Source organism: Streptomyces ossamyceticus (genome assembly GCF_001418475.1).
Lineage (GTDB): Bacteria > Actinomycetota > Actinomycetes > Streptomycetales > Streptomycetaceae > Streptomyces > Streptomyces ossamyceticus.
Window position 1 is genome coordinate 1 of record NZ_LIQX01000190.1, and the last position, 16416, is coordinate 16416.

Annotated in this window: 16 protein-coding genes; 7 read left to right on the forward strand and 9 right to left on the reverse strand. The window is 72.3% G+C overall.

Annotated features, from left to right (window positions below; genetic code table 11):
• Positions 1–213 precede the first annotated feature (213 nt).
• The 4 genes from AOK15_RS48800 to AOK15_RS15480 all read left to right on the forward strand — a co-directional run bounded on the left by AOK15_RS48800 (position 214) and on the right by AOK15_RS15480 (position 4188).
• Entirely contained in the window at positions 214–402 is a 189-nt protein-coding gene (locus AOK15_RS48800; protein ID WP_420876912.1) for a winged helix-turn-helix domain-containing protein, read from the forward strand.
• A gap of 69 nt (positions 403–471) precedes the next feature.
• The gene (locus AOK15_RS15470; RefSeq protein ID WP_055517047.1) at positions 472–3051 is read left to right on the forward strand and encodes a sensor histidine kinase; all 2580 of its coding nucleotides are present in this window, start codon (positions 472–474) and stop codon (positions 3049–3051) included.
• Positions 3051–3728: a response regulator gene (locus tag AOK15_RS15475; protein WP_055517050.1), complete on the forward strand. Its 678-nt coding sequence runs from the start codon at positions 3051–3053 to the stop codon at positions 3726–3728. Before AOK15_RS15470 ends, AOK15_RS15475 begins: the two co-directional genes overlap by 1 nt.
• Before the next feature lie 124 nt (positions 3729–3852).
• Positions 3853–4188: a YnfA family protein gene (locus AOK15_RS15480; RefSeq protein ID WP_055517052.1), complete on the forward strand. Its 336-nt coding sequence runs from the start codon at positions 3853–3855 to the stop codon at positions 4186–4188.
• 16 nt (positions 4189–4204) lie between these two features.
• Here AOK15_RS15480 and AOK15_RS15485 read toward each other — a convergent pair whose 3' ends face one another.
• Entirely contained in the window at positions 4205–5374 is a 1170-nt protein-coding gene (locus AOK15_RS15485) for a magnesium and cobalt transport protein CorA (protein ID WP_055517054.1), read from the reverse strand.
• Between AOK15_RS15485 and AOK15_RS15490 the strand changes: the two genes are divergently transcribed.
• Complete coding sequence (locus AOK15_RS15490; RefSeq protein WP_420876911.1) at positions 5373–6209, forward strand: response regulator; 837 nt, start codon at positions 5373–5375, stop codon at positions 6207–6209. The two genes, AOK15_RS15485 and AOK15_RS15490, sit on opposite strands and share 2 nt — an antisense overlap.
• Positions 6210–6228: 19 nt before the next feature.
• On the opposite strand, the gene AOK15_RS46800 is transcribed toward AOK15_RS15490, so the two are convergent.
• Entirely contained in the window at positions 6229–8097 is a 1869-nt protein-coding gene (locus tag AOK15_RS46800) for an SMI1/KNR4 family protein (protein ID WP_240508441.1), read from the reverse strand.
• 391 nt (positions 8098–8488) lie between these two features.
• Between AOK15_RS46800 and AOK15_RS15500 the strand changes: the two genes are divergently transcribed.
• On the forward strand, positions 8489–9151 hold the full coding sequence (locus AOK15_RS15500; RefSeq protein ID WP_055517074.1) for a GAF and ANTAR domain-containing protein: 663 nt from the start codon (positions 8489–8491) through the stop codon (positions 9149–9151).
• A gap of 155 nt (positions 9152–9306) precedes the next feature.
• On the opposite strand, the gene AOK15_RS15505 is transcribed toward AOK15_RS15500, so the two are convergent.
• Complete coding sequence (locus AOK15_RS15505; RefSeq protein WP_055517056.1) at positions 9307–9822, reverse strand: YceI family protein; 516 nt, start codon at positions 9820–9822, stop codon at positions 9307–9309.
• Between the two features lie 137 nt (positions 9823–9959).
• On the opposite strand from AOK15_RS15505, the gene AOK15_RS15510 reads away from it, so the two are divergent.
• Positions 9960–10487 (forward strand): MarR family winged helix-turn-helix transcriptional regulator, encoded by a 528-nt coding sequence (locus tag AOK15_RS15510; protein WP_055517058.1) that lies wholly within the window; start codon positions 9960–9962, stop codon positions 10485–10487.
• Between the two features lie 88 nt (positions 10488–10575).
• On the opposite strand, the gene AOK15_RS15515 is transcribed toward AOK15_RS15510, so the two are convergent.
• The 6 genes from AOK15_RS15515 to ppk2 form a co-directional block, all read right to left on the reverse strand.
• Complete coding sequence (locus AOK15_RS15515; RefSeq protein WP_055517061.1) at positions 10576–11484, reverse strand: GlxA family transcriptional regulator; 909 nt, start codon at positions 11482–11484, stop codon at positions 10576–10578.
• Between the two features lie 10 nt (positions 11485–11494).
• Positions 11495–12097, reverse strand: a complete 603-nt coding sequence (locus AOK15_RS15520) for a cysteine hydrolase family protein (protein WP_055517063.1) — start codon at positions 12095–12097, stop codon at positions 11495–11497.
• 287 nt (positions 12098–12384) lie between these two features.
• The gene (locus AOK15_RS15525; RefSeq protein WP_055517065.1) at positions 12385–13665 is read right to left on the reverse strand and encodes a globin domain-containing protein; all 1281 of its coding nucleotides are present in this window, start codon (positions 13663–13665) and stop codon (positions 12385–12387) included.
• Between the two features lie 236 nt (positions 13666–13901).
• Positions 13902–14312: a pyridoxamine 5'-phosphate oxidase family protein gene (locus tag AOK15_RS15530; RefSeq protein ID WP_055517067.1), complete on the reverse strand. Its 411-nt coding sequence runs from the start codon at positions 14310–14312 to the stop codon at positions 13902–13904.
• A gap of 209 nt (positions 14313–14521) precedes the next feature.
• The gene (locus AOK15_RS15535; RefSeq protein ID WP_055517070.1) at positions 14522–15223 is read right to left on the reverse strand and encodes a response regulator; all 702 of its coding nucleotides are present in this window, start codon (positions 15221–15223) and stop codon (positions 14522–14524) included.
• A 443-nt stretch (positions 15224–15666) separates the two neighbouring features.
• Positions 15667–16416 (reverse strand): polyphosphate kinase 2 (gene ppk2 / locus AOK15_RS15540; RefSeq protein ID WP_055517076.1); only part of this gene is annotated, 750 nt, incomplete at its 5' end.

Consider the following 16416-nt stretch of genomic DNA (forward strand, 5'->3'; position numbering starts at 1 on the left):
ACGCGCTGACGGCCCGGTTGCGCTCCGCCGCCCGCCGCCCGCCGCCCGCCGCCCGCCGCACGGAGGCCATCCCCGTCCCGCCCGGCGTGACACGGGTCGAGACGGACGGCCTCACCGTCGACCTGGTGGCCAGGACGGCCACCAGGGACGGCCACCAGGGACGGCCACGACATCCGCCTCAGCCCGGCCGAACGGCATCCGCTGGAGATCCTGATCACCAGCCCCGGCCGCCTCGTCCCGCAGGAGGACCTGCCGCGGGAGGTGTGGGGGCCGCCCCAGGGCGACCGGACCCCCTGCGTGCGGGTGTACATGGCCCGGCTGCGCCGCAAACTGGAGGCGGACCCCTCCCGGCCCCGCCATCCCGTCACCGAGCCGGGGACGGGCTACCCCTTCGAGACGTGAGCCCCGACCGCCCCACGGCCGGAACCGCGCACGAGAGCAGACGACAGCAGACGAGAGCAGAGACGAGACATGGCACGCGGAAAGCTCCGGATCTACCTCGGCGCGGCGCCGGGCGTCGGCAAGACGTACGCGATGCTGTCCGAGGCGCACCGGCGGACCGAACGCGGCACCGACTGCGTGGTGGCCTTCGTGGAGCACCACGGGCGGCCGCGCACCGAGGTCATGCTGCACGGTCTGGAGGAGGTCCCGCGCCGCGAGCTGGAGTACCGCGACACGGTCTTCACCGAGATGGACGTCGACGCGGTCCTCGCACGGCGCCCGCGGGTGGCGCTGGTCGACGAACTCGCCCACACCAACGTGCCCGGCTCCCGCAACACCAAGCGCTGGCAGGACGTGGAGGAACTGCTGGCGGCCGGGATCGACGTCATCTCCACGGTGAACATCCAGCACCTGGAGTCCCTGGGCGACGTGGTGGAGTCGATCACGGGAGTACGGCAGCGGGAGACCGTGCCGGACGAGACGGTGCGCCGCGCCGACGAGATCGAACTGGTCGACATGTCCCCGCAGGCGCTGCGGCGGCGCATGGCGCACGGCAACGTCTACCAGCCGGACAAGGTCGACGCGGCGCTGTCCAACTACTTCCGTCCCGGCAACCTCACGGCCCTGCGGGAGCTGGCCCTGCTGTGGGTGGCCGACAGGGTCGACGAGTACCTGACCGAGTACCGCAGCGAGCACCGGGTGTCGACGATATGGGGCTCGCGGGAGCGCATCGTCGTCGGCCTGACCGGCGGTCCCGAGGGACGTACCCTCCTGCGGCGGGCGGCCCGGCTGGCGGAGAAGGGCGCGGGCGGCGAGGTCCTGGCCGTCTACATCGCCCGCAGCGACGGGCTGACCTCCGCCTCGCCCAAGGAGCTGGCCGTCCAGCGCACCCTGGTGGAGGACCTGGGCGGCACCTTCCACCACGTCGTCGGCGAGGACATCCCGGCGTCGCTGCTGGACTTCGCACGCGGGGTGAACGCCACCCAGATCGTGCTGGGGGTCTCGCGCCGCAAGAGCTGGCAGTACGTGTTCGGGCCGGGCGTGGGCGCGACGGTGGCCCGCGACTCGGGCCCCGACCTGGACGTCCATCTGATCACGCACGACGAGGCGGGCAAGGGCCGAGGACTGCCGGTGGCGCGCGGCGCCCGGCTCGGCCGGGCACGGATCGTCGCGGGCTGGCTCGTCGGCGTCGTGGGGCCCGTCCTGCTCACCCTGCTGCTCCAACTGGGGCCCGACGCCGGTCTCGCCAACGACATGCTGCTGTTCTTGAGCCTGACGGTGGCGGCGGCCCTGCTGGGTGGCCTGTACCCGGCGCTCGCCTCGGCCGTGGTGGGCTGCGTGCTGCTGAACTGGTTCTTCACCCCGCCCTTCCATACGCTCACCATCGCCGACCCCGAGAACATCCTCGCCATCGTGATCTTCGTCGGGGTGGCGGTCGCGGTGGCGTCGGTCGTGGACCTCGCGGCCCGGCGCACCCACCAGGCGGCCCGCCTGCGCGCGGAGTCGGAGATCCTCTCCTTCCTGGCCGGCAGCGTCCTGCGCGGCGAGACCAGTCTGGAGGCGCTGCTGGAACGCGTCCGGGAGACCTTCGCCATGGAGTCGGCGGCGCTGCTGGAACGGACCAGCGACGTCGACCCCTGGATGCGCGCCGGCAGCGTCGGCCCGCGCCCCGCCGGGAGCCCCGAGGACGCGGACGTCGACATGCCCGTCGGCGACCACATGGCGCTCGCGCTGTCCGGACGGGTGCTGCCCGCCTCCGACCGCCGGGTGCTGGCCGCCTTCGCCGCCCAGGCCGCCGTGGTCCTGGACCGTCAGCGGCTGCGGCAGGAGGCGGACCGGGCCAAGGAACTCGCCGAGGGCAACCGCATCCGCACCGCTCTGCTCGCCGCCGTCAGCCACGATCTGCGCACCCCGCTCGCCGGGATCAAGGTGTCCGTTTCGTCGCTGCGCTCGGACGACGTGGAGTGGTCGGAGGAGGACCGGGCCGAGCTGCTGGCGGCGATCGAGGACGGCGCCGACCGCCTCGACCACCTCGTGGGCAATCTGCTCGACATGTCGCGCCTGCAGACCGGCACCGTCGCCCCGCTGATGACGGAGACCGACCTGGACGAGGTCGTCCCCATGGCGATGGGCGGCATACCGGACCCCGGGTCGGCGGTCGTCCTGGACGTACCGGAGAGCCTGCCCATGGTCGTCACGGACAAGGGGCTCCTGGAACGGGTCGTCGCCAACGTCGTCGAGAACGCCGTCAAGTACAGCCCCCGGGGCGAGCCGGTCGTGGTCGCGGCCAGCGCCCTGGCCGACCGGGTCGAGGTCCGGGTCGTGGACCGCGGTCCCGGCGTCCCCGACGAGGCGAAGGACCGCATCTTCGAGCCCTTCCAGCGCCACGGCGACGCCCCGCGCGGCGCGGGGGTCGGCCTCGGCCTCGCGGTCGCCCGCGGATTCGCCGAGGCCATGGGCGGCACCCTCACCGCGGAGGACACCCCCGGCGGCGGCCTCACAATGGTCCTGACCCTCCGCGCCGCGGGAACGGGCACCGGACCCCGGCAGCCCGTACCGGCGGCGGCCGTGGGGCCGCACCACCTGGTACCCACCGAGAGGCAGACCTGATGACCCGGGTGCTCGTGATCGACGACGAGCCACAGATCGTGCGCGCGCTCGTGATCAACCTCAAGGCGCGCAAGTACGACGTCGACGCGGCGTCCGACGGAGCCACCGCCCTGCAGCTCGTCGCCTCCCGCCATCCCGACGTGGTCGTCCTCGACCTGGGGCTGCCCGACATGGACGGCGTCGACGTCATCAAGGGCCTGCGCGGCTGGACCCGGGTGCCGATCATCGTGCTGTCCGCCCGGCACACCTCGGACGAGAAGGTCGAGGCGCTCGACGCGGGCGCCGACGACTACGTCACCAAGCCCTTCGGCATGGACGAACTCCTCGCCCGGCTGCGGGTGGCCGTGCGCCGCGCCGAACCCACCGCCGGCGAGGACGTCCTGGTGGAGACCGCCGGGTTCACCGTGGACCTGGCCGCGAAGAAGGTCAACCGGGGCGGCGAGGACGTACGCCTCACCCCGACCGAGTGGCAGCTGCTGGAGGTGCTGGTGCGCAACACCGGCCGCCTGGTCAGCCAGAAGCAGCTGCTCCAGGAGGTCTGGGGCCCGTCGTACGGCAAGGAGACGAACTACCTCCGGGTCTACATGGCACAACTGCGCCGGAAACTGGAGTCGAACCCGTCGCACCCGAAGCACTTCATCACGGAGCCGGGGATGGGATACCGCTTCGAACGATGACGATGACGATGACGATGACGATGACGATGACGACGATGACGATGACGACCACGGCGCCGGGACAGGGCGGGCCCTGGAGGACGGCCGGGAGGGACGGTACGGCCCCGCCGGTAGGGTCGCGCGCATGACCGTCGCTCGCTCCGCCGCCCTGTTCGTCGTCGCGGCCCTCCTGGAGATCGGCGGGGCCTGGCTGGTCTGGCAGGGCGTCCGCGAGCACAAGGGGTGGGCCTGGATCGGCGCCGGCGTCATCGCCCTCGGCCTGTACGGGGTCGTCGCGACCTTCCAGAGCGACGAGAACTTCGGGCGGATCCTCGCCGCCTACGGCGGCGTCTTCGTGGCGGGCTCCCTTGCCTGGGGCATGGTCGCCGACGGCTACCGCCCCGACCGGTGGGACGTCGTGGGCGCGCTGATCTGCCTGGCGGGCATGGCCGTCATCATGTACGCCCCACGCGGCCACTGACCGCCCCCGGCGCGGATCACAGCCAGTCCCGGTGCTTGAACACGACGTACAGGCTGACGCAGACCAGGGCCATCAGCACGATCGCGAAGGGGAAGCCGAGGACCCAGTGCAGCTCCGGCATGTGGTCGAAGTTCATGCCGTAGACGGTGCCGATGAGGGTGGGCGCGAACAGGATGGCCGCCCAGCTGGAGATCTTCTTGATCTCGTTGTTCTGTGCGTGGCCCGCCTCGGCCAGGGCCTTCATCTCCTCGTTCTGCGCCTGGGTGACGAGGGTGGCGTTGACGGTGAGGATGTCGCCGAGCGCCTGCCGGAAGCCGTCGACGCGTTCGGCGACGGTGGTGGCGTGGTCGGCGACGTCCCGCAGATAGCGTTGCAGCTCCTCGTTCGTGCCGTACTTCGCGAAGCCGGCCTCCAGGCTGCGCATGATGGTCAGCAGCGGACGGGTGGCCCGCTGGAAGTCGACGACCTCACGGGACAGCTCGTAGATGCGGCGGGACACCTTCGGGTCGCCGCCGAATACCTCGGTCTCGATCTCGTCGATGTCGTTCTGCAGACCCGCCACCACCGGCGCGTACTCGTCGACGACGGCGTCCAGGATCGCGTACAGCACCGCCTCCGGGCCCATCGCCAGCAGGTCCTGGTCGGTCTCCAGCCGTTTGCGGACGGCACCGAGGTCGGGGACCTGGCTGTGGCGGACGGTGAGGACGAACTCCGGGCCGACGAAGATGTGGATCTCACCGAAGTCGACCTCCTCCGTCTCGTCCAGATAGCGGGCCGAGCGCAGGACGACGAACAGCGTGGCGCCGTAACGCTCCAGCTTGGGCCGCTGGTGGGCGACGATCGCGTCCTCCACGGCCAGCTCGTGCAGCCCGAACTGATCGGCGGCCTGCCACAGTTGTTCCGGGGTCGGCCGGTACAGCCCTATCCAGGCCATCGTCCCGGGCGCGCCGGGCAACTGCTCGTAGATCTCCGCCAGGGACGCGGGGGCGTCCACGCGTCGCCCGTCGCGGTAGACCGCCGCGTCCACCAGACTGCGCTCCAGCGGCACCCGCGGCACGTCGTCCGGTTCCGTCCACGCGTCCAGCGCGTGCTCCGGGGCCGGCTCCGTACCGCCGCGGCCGGCATGGCCCGACGAGCGCAGGGGCCACTTCCCGGCGCGGGCCGCGCGTACGCGCCATTCGGACATGACGCCACCTCCGGAAGGAGTACCCGAACCTGCTGCGCGGGAGGTGCCGAGCGGGTGCACCTCGCCCGCCGGGGCCGGTGAGGCCAAGGGGACGGCGACATCGACACTAGGTGCTGTGGTGCCGCCGCGCGACGCGGCGGTCTGCCACGATCGCAGTAGACGCGAGTGTCTGCGTACGGCCGACGACGAGAGACGGCGGGATCGCCGGGGTGAGGATCGGGCCGGGACCACCGGTCCGACCGTGGAGGTCGTGGCGGAGGCGTCCGACGGGCAGGAGGCCGTGGAGCTCGCCCGCTCCGCCCGTGCGGACGTCGTCGTCATGGACATCCGGATGCCGCGGGTGGACGGTCTGGAGGCCACCCGGCTCATCGGGCAGGACGAGGACCTTGCCGGGGTGAAGGTGCTGGTCCTCACCACCTTCGAGGTGGACGAGTTCGTGGTGCAGGCACTGCGGGCCGGTGCGAGCGGATTCCTCGGCAAGGGCGTCGAACCGGCTCAACTGCTCGACGCCATCCGTCTGGTGGCGGCGGACGAGGCGCTGCTCTCGCCGACCGCCACCAAGGGGCTCATCGCGCGCTTCCTGGCCCAGCCCTCACCCGGCGCCCGGCCCGACCCCGCGCGGTTCGCCACGCTGACCCCCCGGGAACGCGAGGTGATGACCCTGATCGCCACCGGTCTGTCCAACGACCAGATCGCCGAACGCCTCTTCGTCACCCCCGTCACCGTCAAGACCCACGCCAACCGGGCCATGGCCAAGCTCGGGGCCCGCGACCGCGCCCAACTCGTCGTCATGGCCTACGAGAGCGGCCTGGTGCGCGCCGGGGAGACACGCTGACCGCCGCGGGGGTGCCGTCTCACCCCACCCGGATGACCGTGTAGGTCTCTCCGTCCCGAGGCGGACGCCTCCAGGAGCGGGTGGTGAAGGTGTGCAGCCGCCCCGCGACGAGGGCGTGCCGGGGCAGGGACACCCCGAACTCCTCCGCCACCGCCTCCAGCACGGCCCGTTCCGCCTCCCCGTCGTCCGCCCGGTCGCCGAAGAACCTGCTCGGGTCCAGTGCCCGCGGTATCCCACCGCTCCGCCGTATCTCCCCCTCGGCGTACGTGAACGCGTACCGCTCGGCGCCGTCCCGCGCCACGGAGAGATGGAAGGACGGCCGGTGATGTGTCCGCAGGACGCTCCACACCACGACCGCGCGGGAGCCGTCGACCGAGGCGGCCTCGGCCGGGGAGATGAACAGCCGCCGGTCGAACGGGGCGGGATCGCTGTCGAAAGCGAAACTCCACCCGGTGCCGGCCCGGCCCACCGACATGAGCGCCCTGTCCTCGAAGGGCGGGAACGCCCTGCGGTCGTCCAGCGCTTCGCGGCGCGCCTCCCAGGGGGTCTGCGGGGCACCCAGCGTGGCGCCGTCACCGTCCGCGAGACGTGCGGGCAGCTCCCGTGGCTCGGCCCCCTCCACCAGCACGAACCGGTAGGACACGCGGTTGTCGCCCGGGTCGGGCTCCGCGAGCCACGCCAGACCACCCGGGTCGAGGGCCGCAGCCGGTCCCGCCACCGCACCGGCCTGTCGCCCCGTCGCCGGTCCCGCGACCGCACCGGCCTGTCGGCCCGTCGCCGGTCCCGCGACCGCACCGGCCTGTCGGCCCGTCGTCGGTCCCGCCACCGCACCGGCCTGTCGGCCCGTCGTCGGTCCCGCCACCGCACCGGCCTGTCGGCCCCGCGGAGTGGACAGCAGCTCCCGGCCCCGCTCCTGGGTCAGCAGCGGCCCGAGCAGCGGGTCGGCCAGCCAGCCCAGCGGGGCCAGGTGGTCCGGTCCCAGCGGCTCCCACAGGGGGAGCGCGTCGATCAGCGCCCGCCACGCCCCGTCGGAGTCACCCCACCGCGCCAGCTCCCGCACTCGCTCGACCGCCTCCCCGAACGGTCCGCCCGCCGTGTACCGGTACGCGCCGCTCCTGACCTCGTCCAGCGTCGCGTACGCGAGGGACACCAGGTCCCGGTCGGCGCCCCGCAGGGAGAACCTCAGCGGGGAGTCGCTCCGATGGGAGTGCGCCGCTTGCTCGGCGACCAGGGGCGGCAGCAGGTCGGGCGCGTACCGCGGGTCCGTCACCACCTCCTCGAACAGGACCATGTAGGTCTCTCCGAGCAGGCGCCGTATCTGGTCGCCCAGGCCGGCGGCGCGCGGTCTGCCGTACTCCTTGGCCTCGTCCAGCACCGTCACGGCCCGTTCCCAGTCGCCGCGCAGCGCGGTCGACCGGGCCTCGTCCATCCGGGCGTCCAGCTCGCGCGTCGTGTCGTTGACGAACTCCGGGGCGTCTTCGTCGCGCGCCCGCAGCCGGTGGAACTCGCGGTGCATCTCCCGCATGAACGCGCCGAAGTCCGCGAACCGCTCGGGGGGCGCGGCCCGCCAGCTCGCCCACGTGTACACCGCCCATTCCCCCCGCTCGTCGACGTCGCCGGGGTCCAGCAGGACGAGGGTGGCGTCGGACTCGACGTCGATCTGCAGCCCGCGCCGCCATACGTCCGCCTCGCGCCGCTCCTCGGGCCCGGCATCCTCGTCCAGATGCTCCTCGATGAACTCCGCGAGCCCGGACGCGTTCTCGTGCCAGCGGGCGTGCCCGGTGCCCGCCAGCCGCCACACGAACCCGCCCGCGTGCCGCCATCCGTCGCTGATCCGCAGGAACGCCCGGTACGACGGGGGCATCCGTCGCCCCAGGCGCTCCTCCATGGCGGCGATCTGCTCCTCGGATGGCGGGCGGGAACCCCAGCCACCGTGTGTCCCGGGCTCTCTCCTCCTCGTCCCGTAACTCGTCGTCCGGCACGGAGTCGGCCCACTCCCCGCTCCACGCCCGCAGAAAGGACTGCCAGTCGGATGCCGTGCTGTCCAAGTCGGTCATGCGTCCGATGCTGCCATCGCCCACTGACAGCGCCCCGAACGGCGGAGTACGGCGTCGGGGCAGGCGTGGCCCGTGCCCTGGCGGAGGCGCAGCATGGTGGTGTGAGGCGGTGCGTCTCGTGATCCTCGGTGGACGCGACGCACGGGCAGAAGTCCGGGTAGGGGTCTACCCGTGAGACGAGGAGCGGAGGACGACGTGGACTGGGGACGGTTCGCCCAGCAGATGGCGACGATGGCGCGGGACCTCCTGGCGCAGGAATCGGTGAAGGGGACGCTGGAGCGGATCACGGCCTCGGCCACCGAACTGGTCGACGGCTGCGACGCGGCCGGCATCCTCGTCCTGCACGACTCGAAGGTGGAGACCCTCGCGCCGACCCACGATCTGGTCACCGAGTGCGATGCGCTGCAACAGCAGCTGGGGGAGGGGCCCTGCTTCGACGCGGCCCGCAGCTCGGAGGGTGAGCGGGTCTTCCGTATCGCCGACCTCACCGTCGAGCAGCAGCGCTGGCCCGCCTTCGCGCCCGAGGCGCGCGCCCTCGGCGTGGGCAGCATGATGGGCTTCCTGCTGTTCACCGACGACGAGGAGTTCGGCGCGCTGAACCTCTACTCCCGTCGGCCCGGCGCGTTCACCGAGGCCAGCGAACTGGCCGGCTGGCTGCTGGCGTCCCACGCGGCGATCGCCTTCTCCAGCGCCCGCACCCATGCCCAGATGGAGCAGGCGGTCGCCACCCGCCATGTCATCGGGGAGGCCATGGGCATCCTGATGGGCAGCCGGCACCTCACCGAGGAGGAGGCGTTCGACGTACTGCGCCGCTACTCCCAGGAGAGCAACGTCAAACTCCGTGAGATCGCCCGCCGTGTCTGCGAACAGGGCAGCCTCGGCTGATCTCGGAGCGTCGGCTCCCCCGGCTCACTGCTGAACAGGAGGAGCCTGAACCGGGCCAGCCCCCAAGGGGAAGGCCGCTGAACCCGGTCTGCCCACCAAGTCCCCCCTCTGGGCTTCCCGACACCTGGTGGAGACGGTGGGGTCGGGCGGTCGGCTCAGGCGGTGGTCCGGACGAAGCGCAGCGTCGCCGTGATCGTGGCCAGGCCACGCATCATGCCGAGCTGGTTCCAGCCCATGCCGAACTGCTCCCGGTCGACGGTGAACTCGGTGCCCAGGGTGACCCCTTCGGCGCCGGCCTCCGTCAGACGTGCCGTGAGGGACAGCGGCCTGCTGATGCCGCGCACGGTCAGTTGGCCGACGACGCCGACCGTGTCGCCGTCCCGGAGTTCGGCGCTGCGGACGGCGAAGGTGATCTCCGGGTGGTGGTCCACGTCGAAGAAGTCGGCGGACCTCAGGTGCTCGTCGCGCTTGGCGCTCCTGGTGTCCAGGGAGGCGGCGTCGACGGTCACGACGCCCACGGCGGACCCGTCGGGCCGCACCTCGCCCTGTCCGCCGACGGTGCCGAAGGCTCCCTTCACGGTGACCAGGCCCCACATCGTCCTGTGTTGCAGGGCGACGGTGGAGGCGGTGGTGTCGAGCTGCCACAGTCCGGTTTCCACGGCGACGGTCATGGGGGTTCTCCTGTCGAGCGGTCATGAGGGGAGTCATGACCAGGTGGTGGTCCAAATTTGTATGACTGAAGCTAGCTCGTTATTCGAATTTGGACAACCAGGTCTTCCAAAAATGGACAACAGGTACACTGGGGCCCATGGCCGACCACGACAAACCCCCTGCCCACCAGCCCGAATGCCCGTCCGCGCAGGGGAGCGGCGGCCTGCTGCCGACCGAGTTGCACGCCTGGATGCTGCTGCTGGGCGCGACGGGCGCGGTGGAGCAGCGGCTGCGTGCGGTCGTCAAGGAGCGGCTCGGCGTCTCGCACGACGAGTTCCTGATCCTGTGTCTGCTGGCCACCCAGCCGGAGGACGGGTTGCGCATGACCCGTATCGCGGAGCTCCTCGGCCGCCCCAAGACCCGGCTCACCTACCAGATGGCCTGCCTCCAGCACTCCGACCTCATCACCCGTGCCTCGGTGTGCGGCGACAAGCGCGGGATCCAGGTCGCGCTCACGGAGAAGGCGCGGCGCCTGCTGAAGGAGGCCTCCGACGCGCTCGCCGGGACGGTCACCGACGCGCTCGGCGAGTTCATGGGGCCCCCGCAGTGCGAGGCACTGCGGGGGCTGCTGCCGGACCTGGTCGCCGAGCGCCCCGCCGGGGCACCGGACCCCGCCTCGGCGTGACCCGCGCCAGGGCCTGCGGCACGGTGCGCGGCGTGCCTCCCGGGGGCGGCGGATTCTGCTCCTGAGAGGGCCTGCGGCAGGGGCCGGGTCAGTTCGCGCGGGCGCGCAGGCGGCGGAGCATCCGGGCGTCCTCGAAGCCGACCGAGCGCGCCGCGGCGTCGACCGTGGCGCCGTGGCTGATGAGGTGCTCGGCGCGCTCCAGGCGCAGGGTCTGCTGGTAGCGCAGCGGGGTGAGGCCGGTGGCGCGGTTGAACAGCCGGGTGAGGGTGCGTTCGCTGACGCCGACGGCCGAGGCCAGACCGGGCAGCGGGAGCGGCCGGTCGAAGCGGGTGTCGATGAGGTCCTGGACGCGGTGCACGGTGTCGTCGAGATGGGACCGGTGCCGGAACATCGCACTCGTCTGCGGCTCATGCCCGTTGCGGCGGGCGTAGACGACCATGTCGCGGGCGACCCGCGCGGCGACCGCCGGGCCGTGCCGGCCCGCGACGAGATACAGGGCCAGATCGATGCCGCTGGCGATGCCGGCCGAGGTGATCACCCGGTCGTCGGCGGTGAACAGCACGTCGCGCACGACGACGGCGCCGGGATGGCGCAGGGCCAGCTCGTCCTGCACATCGTGGTGGGTGGTGCAGCGGCGGCCCTTGAGGAGGCCGGCCCGCCCGAGTGCCTCCGCGCCGGCGCAGACGCTGGCCACCGTGCCGCCCCGGGCATGGTGGTCCCGCAGGACCTCCAGGGAGGCGTCGGCGATGGCGGGGGAGCCGGCGAGGGTGACGGTCCGCCAGCCCGGCACCACGATCAGGTCTTCGGGCGCGAGGTCCGGCCAGTCGGTCCCGGCCACCAGGGGCAGACCTTGAGCGGTGGGGACCTGGGGCCGCTCGGCGACGTAGCGGAGGGTGTAGGGGTGCCCGAAGTCCGCCGCGGTGGAGAAGACCTGCGCGGGGCCGGCCAGGTCCAGCAGATGGACTCCGGGCACCAGGAAGAACACGATGTGGCTCACGATCCGGTCATCATGCCGGATCGTCCGCCGCGGCCTCCAGCCCGTCCACCGTCGCGATCGTGGCGAACCGTCCCGCGAGCGCGTACTCGGTGCGGCGGATCACCTCGTCGGCGGGCAGGGTGCGCGGGTCGGCGAGCAGCTCGGCGACGCTCTGGCCGGCGGGCGCGTCACGGTGCGGGATCGGGTTGGTGGCGGTGGCGTCGACGACGAAGGTGACCAGGTAGCCGAGGTCGCTGCCGACGCGGGCGGTGGTCTCGACGCACTGCTCGGTGCGGATGCCGCACACGGTGAGTTCGCGGACTCCGCGCTCCGTGAGGAGTCGTTGCAGGTTGGTGGTGGTGAAGGCGTTGTGCGACGTCTTGTGGACGAGTGGTTCGCCGGCCTCGGGCCGCTCCAGCTCCTCCAACAGCCGGACGTGGCCGAGGGCCGGGTCGAAGGCGCCGCCGCTGCCGGGCTCGGAGTGCAGCACCCACACCACCAGGTCACCGGACCGGCGGGCCAGTCGGACCAGCCGGTTGACCTTGTCGGCGATCTTCGGGTCGGAGATCGACTCCCACAGCGGGTGGGCGCGGAAGGACTCCTGGACATCGATGACGATCAGGGCTCGGTTCATGTCCCAAGCTTCGGCCGCGTGGTGGGGCCGGCGACAGGCCGCATCGGGTCCGTAAACGGACCGATCCGGTCAGCCTCTCCGAGCACGGGCGGAAGCCCGGACAGGTCGACCGACGTCCGTTCGGACCTCAGAACGAGCCCTTGCGGTACTCCGTGGTCCCGTCGGCGGACGTCGCGGTGACGAAGCCTTGGGCGGGCCGCGCGGCCGTTGCCGAAGCCCCGGCCCCGCGGCACCGTGTCACCCCCGCCCGGCTCCGCAACCGCAGGACCGGCCAGGTCACCGCTCCGTCAGGAAGCGGGCAGCCACAGGTCGGGGCCGAAGACCTCGTAGCGGATGCTGCGGGCCGGTATTCCCGCGGCCAGCAGCTGACCGCGCACCGCCCGCATGAAGGGCAGCGGCCCGCACAGGAACACCGTGGCGTCCTGGGCCAGTTCGAGACCGTCGAGGTCCATCAGACCGCTCCGGAACTCCGTACCGGCCCCCTCGGCCCCGTCGGCCCGCTCGACTTGCTGACTCGCCTCGGCCGCCTCAATCGCCTCGGTCGCCTCGGCCGGTTCGGGGTGTTCGTACCAGCAGACGGCGCGGGCACCCGGCAGCCGGTCGACGAGCGCACGGGTCTCGGCGCGCAGGGCGTGGTCGGCGGGGGAGCGGTCGGCGTGCAGCACCAGCACCGGGCGGGTCGAGTCGACGGCGGCGAGATGCGCCAGGATGCCGGTCATCGGCGTGCAGCCGATGCCCGCCGAGACGAGCACGACCGGGGACCCGGCGTCGGCCGGTTCGTCGAGGAAGACATCGCCGAACGGCGCCGACAGGGTCAGTTCGTCACCCGCGGACACCTGCTCGTGCAGCAGGGTGGAGACCTCACCGTCCGGCGTGCCCTCCGCGGCGGCGACCCGCTTCACGGTGATCCGCCGCAGACCGTCGCCCGGGTCGGAGGAGAGGCTGTACTGCCGTACCTGGCGCACACCGTCCGCCATGCGCACACGGACGCTCACGTACTGGCCGGCCCTGGCCCTCGGCGCGGGTCCGCCGTCGGCGGGACGCAGCAGGAACGACACCGTGTCCGGGGTCTCCGTACGGCGCTCGACGACCGTCCACGGCCGCCACACCTCGCCGGGCGTCACGCCCGCGTCCTGGTACAGCCGGGCCTCCCGGCCGATCAGCGCGCCCGCCATCAGCCAGTACACCTCGTCCCAGGCCGCCGCGACCTCAGGGGTGACGGCGTCGCCGAGCACCTCGGCTATCGCGCCGAAGAGGTACTTGTGGACGATCGTGTACTGGTCGTCGGTGACCCCGACCGCCGCGTGCTTGTGCGCGATCCGGTCCAGCAGCGTGTCCGGGCGGGTGTCCGGGTCGTCCAGCAGCGCGGTCGCGAACCCGGCGATCGACCCGGCCAGCGCCCGGCGCTGCGCGCCGCTCGCCTGGTTGCCGCGGTTGAACATCCCGTCGAGCAGCTCCGGACGGTCGCGGAACATCGCGCCGTAGAAGCGGGTGGTGATCTCGTCGAGCGCTCCGGCGACCGCGGGCAGGGTGGCGCGGACGACGGCGGCGGACTCTTCGGACAGCATGAGGTCTCCCAGGAAAGGGCGGAAGGGGTAGGGTCGGGCGCCGCCTCCCCTCGGGGCGCCGGTCTTCTGTGTATCAGGCAACGGACCGCGTTTCGGCGCTGTTCGCCCGTTACCGGCGAAGTGGGGACCAACGGCCCCATCGAGTCGGGAGCATCGGCCCAACGGGTGCGGCCGACGTGGGGCCGGGCGGTCCCGGAACGACCTCCCAAGAGCCCTGTCGTGGCGCCGCCGTCCGGTCAGCGCGTGCCGAGTTCACGGCCGGTGACCATCTCGGGCGCGATCCGCACGAAGACCTCGTTCCGTACGGGCATCCAGGAAGCGGGGCCGGAGCGGGACAGCCGCTCGTGCTCGGCGGGATCGGTCACCACGTCGGCCCGGCCGGTGACGACGACGCTCCAGCCGGACCGGGTGGCCGGGTCGAACTCGTCGCCCTCGAACGCGACGACGACACCGTCGATCGCTCGTACGAGGTCGGAGCCGGCCGACGTGCACAGCAGCACGGCGTCGTCACTGTCGAGGGCGAAGTTGACCGGGAGCACGGCGGGCAGCGCGCGCCGGGTGTAGACCACCCGCCCGACCGGCACCTTGGCCAGCAGTCTCAGGCACTCCTGCCGGTCGAGTACGCGAAACGCGTCATTTTGAACCATCAGCCCATCGTCCGTACGACACCCGAACACGGGTAGGGCCGGTCGGCCCGTTGTCCAGCCCATCCGGCGGGGGTCCGTCGAGGGGCGGACCCCGGGGAGTCCGCGCGGTGGACCGGGAGGCCCCACGCGGCAACCTGCCGAGCACCCCGCGGCACCGCGGACCCGGCGTCGCCCGGGGGCACCCCGACAGGGGCGGCCCCCTGTTTCGTTCAGCTCTGCCGGTGTTCGCCCGGGGCCGGTTGGTCCAGGTGGGTGGCGAGGACGGCGGCCTGGACACGGCGTTGGACGCCCAGCTTGGCCAGGAGGCGGGAGATGTGGTTCTTGACGGTCTTCTCCGACAGATAGAGCCTCTTGCCGATCTCCCGGTTGGTGAGCCCCTCGCCGATCAGCGCCAGGATGTCCCGCTCCCTCGGCGACAGCGTCGCCAGTTCCGACGGCTCGGCCGGCCCCGGCACCGGCTCGGCGCGCAGCGACCGCATCAGCCGGGCGGTGGTCGCGGGGTCCAGCATCGACTGGCCGGAGGCCACCGTGCGGACCGCGGAGACCAGGTCCGACCCCTTGATCTGCTTGAGGACGTACCCGGAGGCACCGGCCATGATCGCGTCGAGCAGGGCCTCCTCGTCGTCGAACGAGGTCAGCATCAGACACCTCAGCCCCGGCATCCGGCTGCGCAGCTCCCGGCAGACAGAGATGCCGTCGCCGTCCGGCAGCCGCACGTCGAGGACGGCGACGTCGGGCCGCAGCGCCGGGCCGCGCACCAGCGCCTGCTCGACGGTGCCGGCGTCGCCGATCACGGAGATGTCCGGCTCGGAGTCGAGCAGATCGGCGAGGCCGCGCCGGACGACCTCGTGATCGTCGAGCAGGAACACACGGATCGGGTTCTGCTCGGTGACAGTACGTGGCTCGGACATCGTGGCCCCTCGTTCCCCGGCGAAGAGGACAGATCACGGGTCTGCCCATGATGTCGATCATCACGCCGCCCGGGCCGCCCGCACTAGGGCCGATCGGCCCCCACCAGCCCACCCTCCGTGCGCGGGCGTGCCCCGGCGCCTGCCGCGCCAGGGGCCCCCGGGCCCGCCGCCCGGGCCGTCCGGCCCAGTCGCCGCGGCCCTTCGGCATCCGGCGCGGTCGGGCGCGATCCGCGAAAGTGGGACGCGAGGTCGAGCGACGCCGGGTCGCGGTCCGGCCGAGGACGAAGGGACACATGTCCATGGCCGTACGCCGGCACAGGCTCGTACGCCGGCACAGGCTCGTACGCCGGCACAGGCTCGTACGCCGGCACAGGCTCGTACGCCGGCATACGCCGTTACGCCGGCACCCCCGGTGCCGGCGTACGGGCGCCATGGCCCGCCGTTCAGAGTTTCGCCACGTGGTCCGGGACGTACGTCCGCAGATCGCGCGGAGGACGCTGGTAGCCGGTCGACGCGGGACGCTCGGGCAGCTCCAGCACCGGCGGCGGGACGTCGTGGTACGGCACCGAGTCCAGCAGATGGGCGATCATGTTCAGCCGGGCCCGCCGCTTGTCGTCGCTCTCCACCACGAACCAGCGCGCCTCGCTGATGTCGGTGTGCACCATCATCGTGTCCTTGGCCCGCGAGTACGCCTCCCAGCGGGAGATCGACTCCAGGTCCATCGGCGACAGTTTCCAGCGCCGCAGCGGATCCTCCAGCCGCCGGCGGAACCGGTCCTGCTGCTCGGTGTCGCTCACCGAGAACCAGTACTTGCGCAGCAGGATCCCGTCCTCCACCAGCATCCGCTCGAAGATGGGGCACTGTCGCAGGAAAAGTTGGTACTCCTCCTCCGTGCAGAAGCCCATGACGTGCTCGACGCCGGCCCGGTTGTACCAGGACCGGTCGAACAGCACGATCTCCCCGGCCGCCGGAAGGTGCTGGATGTATCGCTGGAAGTACCACTGGCCGCGCTCGCGCTCCGTCGGCTTCGGCAGCGCGGCGATCCGGGCGACACGCGGGTTGAGATGCTCGGCGACCCGCTTGATCGTGCCGCCCTTGCCCGCCGCGTCCCGCCCCTCGAAGATCACGACCAGTCGGGTGCCCGTCGTCCGCACCCATTCCTGGAGCTTCACCAACTCCGTCTGCAGACGGAG